This window comes from Pseudomonas aphyarum, from assembly GCF_028657055.1.
GTDB lineage: Bacteria > Pseudomonadota > Gammaproteobacteria > Pseudomonadales > Pseudomonadaceae > Aquipseudomonas > Aquipseudomonas aphyarum.
In genome coordinates this window covers 130,599-145,594 of sequence record NZ_JAMDGS010000010.1, presented here as the reverse complement: position 1 = coordinate 145,594, position 14,996 = coordinate 130,599, and the positions used below count along the sequence as shown (strand labels likewise).

The following is a 14,996-nucleotide window of genomic DNA, read 5'->3' as shown; positions in this document are numbered from 1 at the left end:
ATTTTCCGTGGCCACCTACTCGCTCGTTATCCGCCGCCTGATGATCGTCTCGCTGACCATCGTCGTCAGCCGCGCCATCACCAGTCCGTTGCTCACCTTGTTCTTGAGCAACAAGCTCGGCCTCAACCAACAGGACGTCGGGTTGCTGCTGGGAATCGCGGTGTTCATCGCCACCCTGCTTGCGCTGTACGGCGGCTACATCATCGACCGGCTGGAAAAGCGCCGGTTGCTGATTCTGGCGATGCTCTCCAGCTCCATTGGTTTCGTATTGCTGACCTTCGCCAAAGACCTGTACCTGACCACCGCGACTCTGGTCATCACCGAAACCGCCTCGGCGCTGTTCCTGATCGGCTCCAAGGCGATCCTCAGCGAAAAACTGCCCATGGGCCAGCGGGCCAAGGCGTTTTCCCTGCGCTACACCCTGACCAACATCGGCTACGCCACCGGCCCGATGCTCGGCGTGGTGATCGCCGGGGTCTACCCGATTGCGCCGTTCCTGATTGCCGCCGGCATCGCTTTCGGCAGCATCTTCCTGATGATCGGCATTCCGAAGGACGCCAGCCCGGTCGCCGCCATCGGCCAGCCGCAAAGCTTCCTGAAAACCCTGATCACCCTGAAAAACGACCGCACGCTGATCATGTTCACCTGCGGTTGCCTGCTCAGCACCGTGGTCCACGGGCGTTTCACGCTGTACCTGTCGCAATACCTGCTGGTGGTCGAGGATTCGCAACGCGCGTTGCAAACCATGGCCGCCCTGCTCGCCTGCAACGCCATCGCAGTGATCCTGCTGCAATACCAAATCGGCCGCTTCCTCAACCGGGAAAAACTGCGCTACTGGATCGCCGCCGGCACCAGCCTGTTCATCCTCGGTTTGATCGGCTTCAGCCTCGCCGACAGCCTGGTGACGTGGTGCATCGCGATGTTCATCTTCACCCTCGGCGAGATGATCATTTACCCGTCGGAATTCCTGTTCGTCGACACCCTGGCCCCGGAAGAACTGCGCGGCAGCTATTACGGCGCGCAGAACCTCGCAGCATTGGGCGGTGCATTGAGTCCGGTGATCTGCGGTTTCCTGCTGATGCACACGCCGGCGCCGACCATGTTCTACGCCCTCAGCGCATTGACGGCGATGGGCGGCTTCCTGTGTTTCATGAGCGGGCGGCGCGTAGCTTTACTTCATAAATAATGCACTGAAACTGCATTTATATGAATTTGTCAGCATCGTGAATGATTGGCACACTGTGCGCGTTCCTCCCCCAATAGTTGGAACACTTCGAAGGACTTTCCGGATTGACGGACAAGTCCTTTTTTTTGCCTTCAGTTTCCCCAAGAGGATCGGTTCTTCATGCTCGCTCGCTGGTTGCCCGCCGCCATCAACACCCGCCCCACCGAATGGAGCCGCGCCGCCATCGGCATGGCCCTGGGCACGTTGTTCAGCGTGTGGGCGTGCAGTCAGGTGTTCGGCATTGAAGTGGCCTACCACCTGATCGGCCCGCTGGGCGCCTCGGCGGTGCTGCTGTTCGCGGTGTCCTCCGGCGCCCTCGCCCAGCCGTGGTCGATCATCGGCGGCTACCTGTGTGCAGGCGTCGTCGCGTTGCTGGTGGCCCACGTCCTCGGCCGAACCTTGGGCAGTGCGTGCCTCGCCGCAGGCATGGCGCTGATCCTGATGTGCTGGCTGCGCTGCCTGCATCCGCCGGCCGGCGCGGTGGCATTGACGATGGTGCTGGCCGACCCGATGACCATCGCCATGGACTGGAAAGCCCTGGAACCGGTGATGCTCAGCGCCGCCTGCCTGCTGCTGGCCGCACTGGCCTATAACAACCTCACCCGCATCCGCTACCCGAAACGCCCTGCCGAACCCACGCCGGCCTTGGCACCAGTGGATATTCAGTCCATCACGGCCGAGGATCTGAAACTGGCACTGGCCGATATGGAGGCGTTCATCGATGTCACGCCGGAGGATCTGGAGCAGTTGATTCATGCCAGTGAGTTGCATGCCAAACGGCGGAGCATTGGCCAGGTGTTCCGCTGAGTCCAGAGCCTGTCCCTGTCAGCGTTGTCGATTGAAAAGAAGCCGCGATCCCGTGCATTTGGCCTAAGGTAAAAATGCAGACAGCCCATGCACATATCCCCGTTGTACACGGCAAATTTGCACTGTTACGATCCGGTAACGCTCGCGCGCGAGCTTCTCGAATAAAGACAATAAAAGCAGGGAGTTAGTGATGACTGCTCAGGCTTCATCCCCGCGGACTTCGTCCATGGATGCCACGCCACACGAAGTGCTGGCCGAGGTTCGCAATCACATCGGTCATCTGACCCTCAATCGCCCCGCCGGCCTCAATGCTCTGACCCTCGACATGGTGCGCCAGCTCCAGCAACACCTGGACGCCTGGGCCGCCGATGCCGATATCCACGCGGTGGTGCTGCGCGGTGCCGGCGAGAAAGCCTTCTGTGCCGGTGGCGACATTCGATCGCTGTACGACAGCCACAAAAGCGGCGACACGCTGCACGAAGATTTCTTCGTCGAGGAATACGCCCTCGACCTGACGATCCACCACTACCGCAAACCGGTGCTGGCGCTGATGGACGGTTTCGTTCTCGGCGGCGGCATGGGCCTGGTGCAAGGCGCTGATTTGCGGGTTGTCACTGAGAAGAGCCGTCTGGCGATGCCGGAAGTGGCGATCGGGTATTTTCCGGATGTCGGCGGCAGTTATTTCCTGCCGCGCATTCCCGGTGAACTGGGGATTTATCTGGGCGTCAGCGGCGTGCAGATTCGTGCGGCGGATGCGCTGTACTGCGGCCTCGCCGACTGGTATCTGGACAGCAGCAAATTCGGCACCCTCGATGAGCAACTCGATCACCTGCAATGGCACGATACGCCGTTGAAGGATCTGCAAAGCCTGCTCGCCCGCCACGCTGTGCAAACCCTGCCGGATGCGCCGCTGGAAACCTTGCGTCCGGCCATCGACCACTTCTTCGCCTTGCCTGACGTGCCGAGCATCGTCGAGCAACTGCGCGCCGTGACCGTCGCCGACAGCCACGATTGGGCGACCACCACCGCCGACCTGCTGGAAACCCGCTCGCCGCTGGCCATGGGCGTGACCCTGGAAATGCTGCGTCGCGGCCGGCACCTGAGCCTGGAACACTGCTTCGCCCTCGAACTGCATCTGGATCGCCAATGGTTCGAGCGCGGCGACCTGATCGAAGGCGTGCGTGCCTTGCTGATCGACAAAGACAAATCACCACGCTGGAACCCGCCGACCCTGGCTGCGCTGCACGCCGAGCAGGTCGAGAGTTTCTTCCACGGTTTCGAAGAGAGCGGGAGCTGAGCCATGCACGATCTCGAATTGACTGAAGACCAGGTAATGATCCGCGACATGGCCCGGGACTTTGCCCGCGGCGAAATCGCCCCCCACGCCCAAGCCTGGGAAAAGGCCGGCTGGATCGATGACGGTCTGGTGGCGAAGATGGGCGAACTCGGTCTGCTGGGCATGGTGGTACCGGAAGAATGGGGCGGCACCTACGTCGACTACGTGGCCTACGCGCTGGCGGTGGAAGAGATTTCCGCCGGTGACGGCGCCACAGGCGCGTTCATGAGCATTCACAACTCGGTGGGCTGCGGGCCGGTGCTCAACTACGGCAGCGAAGAACAGAAACAGACCTGGCTGGCGGATCTGGCCAGCGGCGCGGTGATCGGCTGCTTCTGCCTGACCGAACCCCAGGCTGGCTCCGAAGCGCACAACCTGCGCACCCGCGCCGAACTGCGCGACGGGCAATGGGTGATCAACGGCGCCAAGCAATTTGTCAGCAATGGCAAGCGGGCGAAACTGGCGATCGTGTTTGCGGTGACTGATCCGGATCTGGGCAAGCGTGGGATCTCGGCGTTTCTGGTGCCGACTGATACGCCGGGTTTCATCGTTGATCGTACCGAACACAAGATGGGCATCCGCGCTTCTGACACCTGTGCGGTGACGCTGAGCAATTGCAGCATTCCTGAAGCAAATCTGTTGGGTGAACGCGGTAAAGGTTTGGCGATTGCCCTCTCCAACCTTGAAGGCGGACGCATTGGCATTGCGGCGCAAGCATTGGGCATCGCCCGTGCGGCGTTTGAAGCGGCGCTGGGTTACGCCCGTGATCGGGTGCAGTTCGGCAAGGCGATTGTCGAGCACCAGAGCATCGCCAACCTGCTGGCGGACATGCAGATGCAGATCAACGCGGCGCGCTTGATGATCCTGCATGCGGCGCGGCTGCGTACGGCGGGTAAACCGTGTCTGTCGGAGGCTTCGCAGGCCAAGCTGTTTGCTTCGGAAATGGCCGAGAAGGTGTGTTCGTCAGCGATTCAGATTCATGGCGGGTATGGGTATCTGGAGGATTACCCGGTGGAGAAATACTACCGGGATGCGCGGATTACCCAGATTTATGAGGGGTCGAGCGAGATACAGCGGATGGTGATTGCTCGGGAGTTGAAGAACTATCAGTTGTGACCGTGTCGGCCCCTTCCCCCTCACCCTAACCCTCTCCCAAAGGGAGAGGGTTAGGGTGAGGGATATTCGCGAGTTGCGCCGACTTGAACGATCGCTGGTGAATCCATAATCGACTCGGCCTCTCAGGTCGATGTCAGACCTGAGACACCTCGGTCGGCTCCCTCTCCCTCCGGGAGAGGGCTGGGGTGAGGGCATTTTGTAAGTTCGCCGCGTTATTTGCCTTGAAATTCAGCAGGCCGCTTGGCCACAAACGCCGCCATTCCTTCCTTCTGATCCTGCGTCGCAAACGCCGCATGGAACACCCGGCGCTCGAAGCGCACGCCTTCAGTCAGGTTCACTTCAAACGCGCGGTTGACGCTTTCCTTGACCATCATCGCAATCGGCAACGATTTGCTGGCGATCACCGCCGCCACTTTCAGCGCTTCATCCAGCAGCTCGGCACTCGGCACGATCCGCGCGACGATGCCGCAGCGCTCGGCTTCCACCGCGTCGATCAAACGCCCGCTCAGGCACATTTCCATGGCCTTGGCCTTGCCCACGGCGCGGGTCAGGCGCTGGGTGCCGCCCATGCCTGGGAGCACGCCGAGGTTGATTTCCGGCTGGCCGAACTTGGCGTTGTCGCCCGCCAGGATGAAGTCGCACATCAGCGCCAGTTCACAGCCGCCACCCAAGGCAAAACCGTTGACCGCCGCGATGATCGGTTTGCGGCGGTTGGCCACGCGGTCGCTGTCGCTGAACAGGTCGTCCATGTAGATCTGCGGGTAGGTCAGATCGGCCATTTCCTTGATATCGGCGCCGGCGGCGAAGGCTTTGGTCGAGCCGGTGATGACGATGCAGCCAATGTTCGCGTCGGCTTCAAAACCATCGAGCGCGCGGTTCACTTCGCTGACCAGTTGCGCGTTGAGGGCATTCAGCGCCTGCGGGCGATTGAGGGTGATCAGGCCGACGCGGCCATGGGTTTCCAGCAAAATCGTTTCGTAACTCATGTGCAGATTCCTTCTCAAAGATTGCGCGAAATGACCATGCGCTGAATGTCGCTGGTGCCTTCGTAGATCTGGCAGACCCGCACGTCGCGGTAGATGCGCTCCAGCGGGAAGTCGTTGAGGTAACCGTAACCGCCGAGGGTTTGCAATGCCATGGAGCAGACCTTCTCGGCCATTTCCGAGGCGAACAGTTTGGCCATCGACGCCTCGACCAGCGCCGGCTGACCGCTGTCGCGCAGGGCGGCGGCGTAGTGCACCATCTGCCGCGCCACGGCGATCTGGGTCGCCATGTCCGCCAGGCGGAACGCCACGGCCTGATGCTCGATGATCGGCTTGCCGAAGGTGTCACGTTCACGGGCGTAATCGCGCGCCGCTTCGAACGCGGCACGGGCCATGCCCACCGATTGCGAAGCGATACCGACACGGCCGCCTTCAAGGTTGGCCAGGGCGATCTTGTAGCCCTCGCCCTCCTCGCCCAAACGGTTGGCCACCGGCACCTTCACGTCTTCGAACAGAATCTGGCAGGTGTCCGAGGCGTGCTGGCCGAGCTTGTCCTCGATGCGGGCGACTTTGTAGCCCGGCGAATCGGTCGGGACGATGAACGCGCTGATCCCGCGCTTGCCGGCGCTCGGGTCGGTGACCGCAAACACGATCACGATTCCGGCGTTCTGCCCGGAGGTGATGAACTGTTTGCATCCGTTGAGCACGTAGTGATCGCCTTCCAGCCGAGCGCGGGTTTTCAGGCTGCTGGCGTCGGAGCCGGCCTGGGGCTCGGTCAACGCGAAAGCGCCGAGCATCTCGCCGCTGGCCAGCGGTTTGAGGAAGCGCTCGCGCTGATCGTCGTTGCCGAATTTGAGGATCGGCACGCAACCCACCGAGTTGTGCACGCTCATGATCGTCGAGCAGGCGCCGTCGCCGGCGGCGATTTCTTCCAGGGCCATGGCGTAGGCCAGGTAACCGGTGTCGCAACCGCCCCACTGCTCCGGCACCAGCATGCCGAAGAAGCCCAGCCCGGCCATTTCGCCGATGGCTTCTTTCGGGAAGCGGTGTTCGCGATCCCACTCGGCAGCGAACGGTTTCAGCCGTTCCTCGGCAAACTGCCGGGCCATGTCGCGGATTTGTTGTTGGTCGTCATTGGGAATCATGGCAAATCCTTAACTCGGGTTCAGACGCACTCGACAGCCATCGCCGTGGCTTCGCCGCCGCCGATGCAGATCGCCGCGACGCCGCGCTTCAGGCCTTTCTGGCGCAGGGCCGAGAGCAAGGTCACCAAAATCCGCGCGCCAGACGCACCGATCGGGTGACCGAGGGCGCAGGCGCCGCCGTGGATGTTGAGTTTGTTGTGAGGAATTTCCAGGTGGGTCATCGCCGCCATGCCAACCACGGCGAAGGCCTCGTTGACTTCGAACAGATCGACCTGATCCAGCGACCAGCCGGTTTTCTTCATCAGCTTCTTGATCGCGCCAATCGGCGCCACCGGGAACAGGCCCGGGGTGTCAGCGAAGGCTGCGTGGCCGTGAATCACCGCCAGCGGTTTCAGACCCTGTGTCTGCGCTTGCGACTGACGCATCAACACCAGTGCGGCGGCGCCGTCGGAGATCGAGCTGGAGTTGGCTGCGGTCACGGTGCCGCCCTCGCGGAACGCCGGTTTCAGCGAAGCGATCTTGTCCAGTTTGGCCTTCGGTGGCTGCTCGTCGTTGCTGATCACCACTTGTTCTTTGCCAACAGTCACGGTCAGCGGAACGATCTCGGCCTTGAAGCTGCCGTCCTTGATCGCCTGCTGGGCGCGGGTGGTCGAGGCGATGGCGAAAGCGTCCTGAGCCTCGCGGCTAAAGTCGTTGGTTTCAGCGCAATCCTCGGCGAAGGTGCCCATCAGACGGCCCTTGTCGTAGGCGTCTTCGAGGCCGTCGAGGAACATCGAATCCAGCACCCGGCCGTGGCCCATGCGGTAACCGGCACGGGCGCGATCCAGCAGGTACGGCGAGTTCGACATGCTCTCCATGCCGCCAGCGATCACCACGTCGGCGCTGCCGGCCAGCAGCATGTCGTGGGCCAGAATGGTGGTTTCCATGCCCGAGCCGCACATCTTGTTGACGGTGGTGCAGCGGGTGGATTTGTCCAGCCCGGCGCCCAGTGCAGCCTGACGCGCAGGCGCCTGGCCGAGGCCGGCCGGCAATACGCAGCCGAACAGCACTTCATCGACCGCATCGGCGGCAACACCGGCGCGTTCAACCGCAGCTTTGATCGCCGCCGCACCGAGTTGTGGCGCGGTCAGGCTTTTCAATTCGCCCTGAAAACCGCCCATCGGGGTGCGGACGGCGCTGACGATAACAATCGGATCGTTGGAGATGGTCACGAAAAAATCCTCCTTACTTGGCGGCCATGCGCAAGGCACCGTCGAGACGGATCACCTCGCCGTTGAGCATGCTGTTTTCAATGATATGCCGCACCAGCGCGGCGTACTCGGCCGGTTTGCCCAGGCGTGGCGGGAACGGCACGCCGGCGGCCAGCGAGTCGCGCACTTCCGGGGTCATGCCGGCCATCATCGGGGTTTCGAAAATGCCCGGGGCGATGGTCATCACGCGGATGCCGAAGCGCGCCAGTTCACGGGCGGCAGGCAGGGTCAGGCTGGCGATCGCGCCTTTGGACGCGGAATACGCGGCCTGGCCGATCTGGCCGTCGAACGCAGCGACGGAGGCGGTGTTGATGATCACACCGCGTTCGCCGTCGGCGTTGGCTTCGCTTTCGGCAATCGCCGCCGCTGCCAGACGCAGCATGTTGAAGCTGCCGATCAGGTTGACGTTGATCACCTGCGCGAAGCTCGCCAGCGCATGCGGGCCGTTCTTGCCGAGGATCTTCTCACCGCGAACGATGCCGGCGCAGTTCACCAGACCATTCAGGCTACCGAAGGCTTTAACGGTCGCCTGCACGGCGGCTTCGGCGGCGGCTTCGTTGCTGATGTCGGCCACCACACTCTGCGCACCGAGGCGCTGGGCCTGGGCGGCGACGGCGTCGGCGTTCATGTCCACCAGCATCACTTTGGCGCCGGCGTTTACCAGCAATTCAGCGGTGGCGGCACCCAGGCCGGATGCGCCGCCGGTGACGATAAAAACCTTGTTCTCGATCTGCATGACTGACTTCCTGATTCAAGCTGAAACGTTGTGCGCCGCGGCCTCTTGAGCCTTGGCGATTTCCTGGTTGCGCAAGATGAAGCGCTGCAATTTGCCGCTCGGGGTTTTCGGCAACTCGCTGACAAATTCGATTTCACGGGGGTACGAATGCGCGGCCAGACGCTTGCGCACGTGTTGGCGCAGTTCTTCGGCCAGCGCCGGTTCCGCGCGGTATTGCGGGTTGAGTACGACGAACGCCTTCACCAGTTCGGTGCGCTCCGGATCGGGTTTGCCGACCACCGCGGCTTCAACGACGGCCGGGTGTTCGATCAGTGCGCTTTCCACGTCGAACGGGCCGACCCGGTAGCCGGAAGTGGTGATGACGTCGTCGCTGCGGCCGACGAAGCTGATGCTGCCGTCCGGGTTCCACTCGACGGTGTCGCCGCTCAGGTAGTAATCGCCGACGAAGGCCTTGGTCGGTGCGCCTTGGTAACCGGCGAACCAGCACATTGGCGACTGCGTGCGATCAATGGCGAGGATGCCGGGCTGGCCGACGCCGAGTTCGTTGTTCTGCTCGTCGAGCACCACGATGCGATGGCCCGGCGAGGCAAAACCGGCAGCGCCGAGGTGGATCGGGTGTTCGAGGCCGTGGTGGTTGCACAGCACCATGCCCAGTTCGGTCTGGCCGTAGTGATCGTGAATAACCACGCCGAGGTTGTCGGCGAACCAGCGGATCACTTCCGGGTTCAACGGCTCGCCGGCGCTGCTGACGATGCGCAGTTTGCCCTTGATCGACTTGGCGAACTCATCGCCGCCGGCAATCAGCAGGCGATACGCCGTGGGCGAACCGGTGAGGTTGGTGATCCCGTATTTGTTGATCACCCGGCAGGTACTTTCGAGGGTGAACGGGCCATCGTAGAACGTGATCGGGTGGCCCATCGACAACGGGCCGGTGACGCCAAAATAGATTCCATAGGCCCAACCCGGATCGGCGACGTTCCAGAACGCATCTTCCGGGCGCAGATCCACGGCATCGCGGGTGTAGCTCTGGAACGCCACGACGGCCTTGAGCGGCACCGACAGCGCTTTCGACGGCCCGGTGGTGCCCGAGGTGAACATCAGCAGGAACGGGTCTTCACCGGTCAGCATCACCGGTTCGCAGACATTGGAATGGTTGGGCAACTCGGCCCAGAAACTGAAATCGCCACGGACGATGCCCTGGCCTTTCGGACCGCCGACGGTGACCAGCGTCGGGCAGTCGGCGACTTCGCTGAGTTTCGGTCGGTTGGCGGCGTCGGTCACCACCACTTTGGCGCCTGAGCTGTTCAGGCGATGTTCGAGAGCTTTAGGGCCAAATGCAGTAAACAGCGGTTGATACACCGCGCCGATGCGCCAGGTGGCGAACACGGTGATCAGCAATTCGATATTACGCGGCAGCAGGCCGGCGACCTTGTCGCCCTTCTGCACGCCCTGGGCGAGAAGGAAATTGGCGAAACGCGCGGCTTTGTCCTGCAGGTCGCTGAAGGTGTATGTCGCACTGGCGCCGTCGCGGCCCTCCCAGAACAGCGCGATACGCCCCGGCAAGGCGTGGCGGTCACAACACTCGACGCAGGCGTTGAGCGCCTCGAGCGTGCCGCTGAGCGCGGCGTCCACGGTGTGCTGATAATCAAACTGTGCGGTGGCAGACAAGTAATCGCGCATTGCCAGAATCCCTCTGTTCTTATTAGGTTGGGGAACCGTAAACAACAGAGGAATACTCGCGCCATGCGGGGTGCGGGGCAATGGTCAAAGCCATCAAGATGGATGACTGGTTTGGCCAAGGTTTGCGTGGAATCGAGGATCAGACCGCTTCGTTGAGGATCAAGCTGCGATAGTGCCCAGGATTGGTCCCCGACCACTTGCGAAACGCCTTGTAGAACGAGCTCGCATCGGCAAACCCCAAGCGGGTGGCGATCTCGGCAAAACTGATCGAAGGCTCCGCCAGCCAGATAATCGCCAGTTCCTTGCGCACGCTGTCCTTCAAACCCTGATACGTCTGCCCTTCTTCAGCCAGACGCCGACGCAGGGTCGAGGCCGACATGCACAACTGCTGGGCCAGCGCGTCGGTTTCCGGCCAGTGTTCGGCGGGCAACTGCCGCAGATCCTGCTTGATCCGACTCGCAAGGCTTTCCGGGTCGCGGTACTTCACCAGAATGTTGGCCGGGGCATGGGCCAGGAAGCGTTTCAACTCTTCGGCGCTGCGCTTGATCGGCAGATCCAGCACATCAGCGGCGAAGATCATCCGCGTGCGCGGTCGGTCAAAACGCAGGTTTTCCGAGAACATCACCCGATAGTCATCACAGAAATCCGGCGCCGGGCAGCGCAGCTCGATGGCCAGGATCGGGATCCGCCGCCCCGCCAGCCAGCACGCCACGCCGTGGACAATCATCCAGTAGGTGAAGTAGGTGAAGGCGCGACGCGGTTCCGGGTCGTCTTCGAGCAGGACAATCTCCGCCAGACTCTGCTGGTGCACCAGTTGCGCCGGCATGCGTTCGAGCATCAACGACAGGAAATTCAAACCGGCGCTCAGCCCCGCAGCCAGGTTCGGCTGGGCCATCGCGCTGCGGCAGAGGAATTCCAGGCTGCCGGATTTCAGCTTGCGCGGATCCATGCCAAAGAACTCGTCATCGCCGCGCCGGGCCAACAGTCGCCATAACCGCGCGTACTGGCTGGCCGGGACGCGCGCGTCATCGGTGGACAGCAGCGCGGGATCGATCCCGACCTTGCTCAAGACTTCTTCCGTGGCCACGCCCGGGGCACAACTTTGCAGCAGTGCTTCGCGCACCAATTGAATGGCGATGGTGTCTTTTTCCGACATGGAACGCGCGCAATCCTGTTGTTGTTCGAGTGGCGGGCATCTTAGCGCAGCTGGCTGGGCGACGTGGATGTTCAGACTCGTTCAGCTGAGGTTCAGGTAAATGTCAATGGATGCCATGTGAGAATGACTTTCATTATGTTACAACTTGTAACCTCATTTCGTTACACAGTGATCGTCGAATGCTCGTTCCCTTTTTGATCATGTTGCGCGAAGGCATCGAAGCCGCGCTGATCGTTGGCATCATCGCCAGCTACCTGCAACAGACCGGCCGTGGCCAGTGGATGCCGGCGGTGTGGATCGGAGTATTTCTCGCTGCTGCGCTGGCGTTGCTGGTCGGCGGTGGCCTGGAACTGGTCAGCGCCGAATTCCCGCAGAAACAGCAGGAACTGTTCGAAGGCGTGGTCGGCCTCGTCGCTGTGGGCATTCTCAGTTCGATGGTGTTCTGGATGCGCAAGGTGGCGCGCTCGATCAAGCATTCGCTGCAAGCCTCCCTCGATCACGCGCTGACCGCGTCGAAGCATCAGGTCATCGCCCTGATCGCCATGGTGTTTTTCGCCGTGGCCCGGGAAGGTCTGGAAACCGTGTTTTTCCTGCTCGCCGTGTTCCAGCAGAGCGAAGGCCCGGCCGCGCCGATCGGCGCCCTGCTCGGCCTGATCCTGGCGATCATCGTCGGCTTCCTGATCTACAGCGGCAGCATGCGTTTGAACCTGTCGGCGTTCTTCCGCTGGACCGGGCTGTTCATCCTCGTGGTCGCCGCCGGGATTCTCGCCAACTCGGTGCAGGCCCTGCATGAAGCCGGGGTGTGGAACCACCTGCAAACCGTGCTCTTCGACTTCAGCGCGACGCTGCCGATGGATGGCCCGCTGGGCTCGGTGCTGGCCGGCATGTTCGGTTATCAGGACGCACCGACCGTCAGCACCCTCGGCGCGTACCTGGTTTATCTGGTGGTGGCGCTGGTCATGTTCTTCATGCCGGCGCCCAAGCCTGCTGCCCAATCGTCTTCCGTTTCCAGCCAATAAGGGCCTTCATGTCAAAGCCTAATATTCCTCAGGCCTCGCCTCCCCGCGCCTTGCGCTGGGCGGTGGCCGGTTCGGTGGTCGTGATGATCGCCGCCGGTGGCCTGTTCTACTACGCCTCGAAAATGGCCGCCGCCAAACGTCAGCACAACCGCGACGAAGTGGTGGTGAACATCCATCCGCACAGTTGCGAACCGAACGCCCTGACGGTGCCGGCCGGCCGCGCCAGTTTCCGCATCGTCAACCGCTCCGACCGGGCGGTGGAATGGGAAATCCTCGACGGCGTACTGGTGATCGAAGAGCGCGAGAACATCGCGCCGGGCCTGAGCCAGGTGATCAACGCCAACCTGCAACCCGGCGACTACGCCATCACTTGCGGCCTGCTGAGCAACCCGCGCGGCACCCTGCACGTGACGCCGACCGCCGCTTCGGATGCCGCCGCCAAGGCCAAGCCGTCGATGGTTGCCTTCGTCGGGCCGCTGTCGGAGTTCCGCGTCTACCTGGCGAGCCAGGGCAGCGCGCTGATCAAAGCCGTGACGGCGCTGAATCAAGCCATCGACAGCGGCGATCTGGCCCAGGCCCAGACCTTGTATTTGCCGGCCCGCGCCGCGTATCAGCGTCTGGCCCCGGCCGCACAACGTCTGGCAGAGCTGGACAACAGCATCAACGCCCGCGCCGATTACTTCGAAAAGCGCGAGCAGGATCCGGCCTTCGTCGGTTTCCACCGCCTCGAATACGCGCTGTTCCAGCAACGCAAACTCGACGGCCTGACACCGATTGCCCAAGGCTTGCTCGACAACGTCACCACGCTGAAACAACAGCTGCTGGCCCAGTCGCTGCCGCCGGAGCAACTGGTGGAAATCGTCGTGCGCAACCTCAACACCCTCGCCGACGTGCGCGCCGCCAGCGGCGAAGAGGAACGCTACAGCCACAGCGATCTCAACGGCTTCGCGGCCAATCAGGAAACCGCGCACAAAGTCGTCGAACTGCTGCGTCCGCTGCTGAGCAAATCCGCCGCCGACCTGCTGCCGAAAATCGACGGCGCGCTGACTGATTTCGATACCACGCTGAACGGCTTCAAAGTCAAGGACGGCTACGCCAGTTACGACACCGTCAACGGTGAGCAACGCAAGCAGATCGCCGACAAGGCCAAGGCCCTGGCCGACGCCCTCGACGCCATTGATCCCGCCCTCGGCCTCTCCGGCCTGTAAGCAGAAGACGAATACCGATGAACGATTCCGAACACTTCAACCTGCAACGTCGCCGCGTACTGATGGGCATGGGCGCCGCCGGTGTCGCACTGGCCGGCACGGCGTTGAGCTGCCCGGCGATGGCCGCCGCGCCCGCGCAAGTTACCGAAGCGCCGAGCAGCGACAAGACCCAGGATCACCACGACTTTCATGGCGTACACCAGAGCGGCATCGTCACCCCACGCCCGGCGGCCGGCATGCTGGTGTCGTTCGATGTGCTGGCCAGCGACCGTGAAGACCTGGAGCGTCTGTTCCGCACCCTCAACGAGCGCATCGCGTTCCTGATGAAAGGCGGCCCGGTGGCGCAGATCGATCCGAAGCTGCCGCCGCCGGATTCCGGCATCCTCGGTCCGGTGGTGACACCGGACAACCTGACCATCACCGTGTCGGTGGGCGAATCGCTGTTCGACGAGCGTTTCGGCCTCGCGTCCGCCAAACCCAAGCGTCTGATCCGCATGGTCGGTTTCCCCAACGATGCGCTGGAAGCCGATTGCTGCCACGGCGACTTGAGCCTGCAGTTCTGCTCCAACACCGCCGACACCAACATCCACGCCCTGCGCGACATCGTGAAGAACCTGCCGGACCTGCTGCTGGTGCGCTGGAAACAGGAAGGCAGCGTGCCGCCGCAAGCCCCGGCCAAGCTCGGTGTGCCGGCGCAATCGGCGCGTAATTTTCTGGGTTTCCGCGACGGTTCGGCCAACCCGGATTCCAACGACGGCAAAGCCATGGACCGTATCGTCTGGGTGCAACCGGGCAGTGACGAACCGGCCTGGGCGGCCCACGGCAGTTATCAGGCGGTGCGGATCATCCGCAACTTCGTCGAGCGCTGGGACCGTACGCCGTTGCAGGAACAGGAAAGCATCATCGGCCGGGTGAAAACCACCGGCGCGCCGATGGGCGCCAGCCATGAGACCGAGGTGCCGGATTACAGCAAGGACCCGGAAGGCAAGCTGACCAAGCTCGACGCGCACATCCGACTGGCCAACCCGCGCACCGCCGCGAGCCAGGCCAACCTGATCCTGCGCCGGCCGTTCAACTACTCCAACGGCGTGAACAAGAACGGCCAGCTCGACATGGGCCTGCTGTTCATCTGTTACCAGGCCGACCTGGAAAAAGGCTTCATCACCGTGCAGACCCGACTCAACGGCGAGCCGCTGGAGGAATACCTCAAGCCGGTCGGCGGCGGTTACTTCTTCACCCTGCCGGGTGTCACGGGCGACAAGGACTTCATCGGTCGCTCGCTGCTGGCTGCCACACAACCCAAAACAACTGCATAACAACAGTCATATCAGGAGC

The 14,996-nt window shown here is 62.5% G+C and carries 13 protein-coding genes; 7 read left to right on the top strand and 6 right to left on the bottom strand.

Annotated features, from left to right (window positions below):
• Positions 1–7 precede the first annotated feature (7 nt).
• The 4 genes from M5G18_RS14875 (at position 8) to M5G18_RS14860 (ending at position 4,484) form a co-directional block, all read left to right on the top strand.
• Positions 8–1,186, top strand: coding sequence for an MFS transporter (locus M5G18_RS14875; RefSeq protein WP_273899544.1), 1,179 nt, complete (start codon positions 8–10; stop codon positions 1,184–1,186).
• A gap of 159 nt (positions 1,187–1,345) precedes the next feature.
• Positions 1,346–2,032, top strand: a complete 687-nt coding sequence (locus M5G18_RS14870) for an HPP family protein (protein ID WP_273899545.1) — start codon at positions 1,346–1,348, stop codon at positions 2,030–2,032.
• Positions 2,033–2,222: 190 nt separating this feature from the next.
• Positions 2,223–3,329 (top strand): enoyl-CoA hydratase/isomerase family protein, encoded by a 1,107-nt coding sequence (locus tag M5G18_RS14865; protein ID WP_273899546.1) that lies wholly within the window; start codon positions 2,223–2,225, stop codon positions 3,327–3,329.
• 3 nt (positions 3,330–3,332) lie between these two features.
• Entirely contained in the window at positions 3,333–4,484 is a 1,152-nt protein-coding gene (locus M5G18_RS14860; protein WP_201818501.1) for an acyl-CoA dehydrogenase family protein, read from the top strand.
• A gap of 212 nt (positions 4,485–4,696) precedes the next feature.
• Here the strand turns inward: M5G18_RS14860 and M5G18_RS14855 are convergent, their stop codons facing one another.
• The 6 genes from M5G18_RS14855 to M5G18_RS14830 all read right to left on the bottom strand — a co-directional run bounded on the left by M5G18_RS14855 (position 4,697) and on the right by M5G18_RS14830 (position 11,434).
• Entirely contained in the window at positions 4,697–5,470 is a 774-nt protein-coding gene (locus tag M5G18_RS14855; RefSeq protein ID WP_085603440.1) for an enoyl-CoA hydratase, read from the bottom strand.
• 14 nt (positions 5,471–5,484) lie between these two features.
• Positions 5,485–6,612, bottom strand: a complete 1,128-nt coding sequence (locus M5G18_RS14850) for an acyl-CoA dehydrogenase (RefSeq protein WP_007951274.1) — start codon at positions 6,610–6,612, stop codon at positions 5,485–5,487.
• Between the two features lie 20 nt (positions 6,613–6,632).
• Positions 6,633–7,823, bottom strand: a complete 1,191-nt coding sequence (locus M5G18_RS14845) for an acetyl-CoA C-acyltransferase (RefSeq protein ID WP_273899547.1) — start codon at positions 7,821–7,823, stop codon at positions 6,633–6,635.
• 13 nt (positions 7,824–7,836) lie between these two features.
• Positions 7,837–8,598, bottom strand: a complete 762-nt coding sequence (locus tag M5G18_RS14840) for an SDR family NAD(P)-dependent oxidoreductase (protein ID WP_114883253.1) — start codon at positions 8,596–8,598, stop codon at positions 7,837–7,839.
• A gap of 15 nt (positions 8,599–8,613) precedes the next feature.
• The gene (locus M5G18_RS14835) at positions 8,614–10,278 is read right to left on the bottom strand and encodes an AMP-binding protein (RefSeq protein ID WP_085603433.1); all 1,665 of its coding nucleotides are present in this window, start codon (positions 10,276–10,278) and stop codon (positions 8,614–8,616) included.
• A 139-nt stretch (positions 10,279–10,417) separates the two neighbouring features.
• On the bottom strand, positions 10,418–11,434 hold the full coding sequence (locus M5G18_RS14830; protein WP_273899550.1) for an AraC family transcriptional regulator: 1,017 nt from the start codon (positions 11,432–11,434) through the stop codon (positions 10,418–10,420).
• Between the two features lie 179 nt (positions 11,435–11,613).
• Here M5G18_RS14830 and efeU point away from each other — a divergent pair, with 179 nt between their 5' ends.
• Genes efeU through efeB form a run of 3 tightly spaced genes read left to right on the top strand, consistent with a single transcriptional unit; the run spans position 11,614 to position 14,977 of the window.
• Positions 11,614–12,453, top strand: coding sequence for an iron uptake transporter permease EfeU (efeU, locus tag M5G18_RS14825; protein WP_273899552.1), 840 nt, complete (start codon positions 11,614–11,616; stop codon positions 12,451–12,453).
• Between the two features lie 8 nt (positions 12,454–12,461).
• Positions 12,462–13,661, top strand: a complete 1,200-nt coding sequence (gene efeO / locus M5G18_RS14820) for an iron uptake system protein EfeO (RefSeq protein ID WP_273899553.1) — start codon at positions 12,462–12,464, stop codon at positions 13,659–13,661.
• Between the two features lie 17 nt (positions 13,662–13,678).
• Complete coding sequence (efeB, locus tag M5G18_RS14815) at positions 13,679–14,977, top strand: iron uptake transporter deferrochelatase/peroxidase subunit (RefSeq protein ID WP_273899554.1); 1,299 nt, start codon at positions 13,679–13,681, stop codon at positions 14,975–14,977.
• Positions 14,978–14,996: the final 19 nt, after the last annotated feature.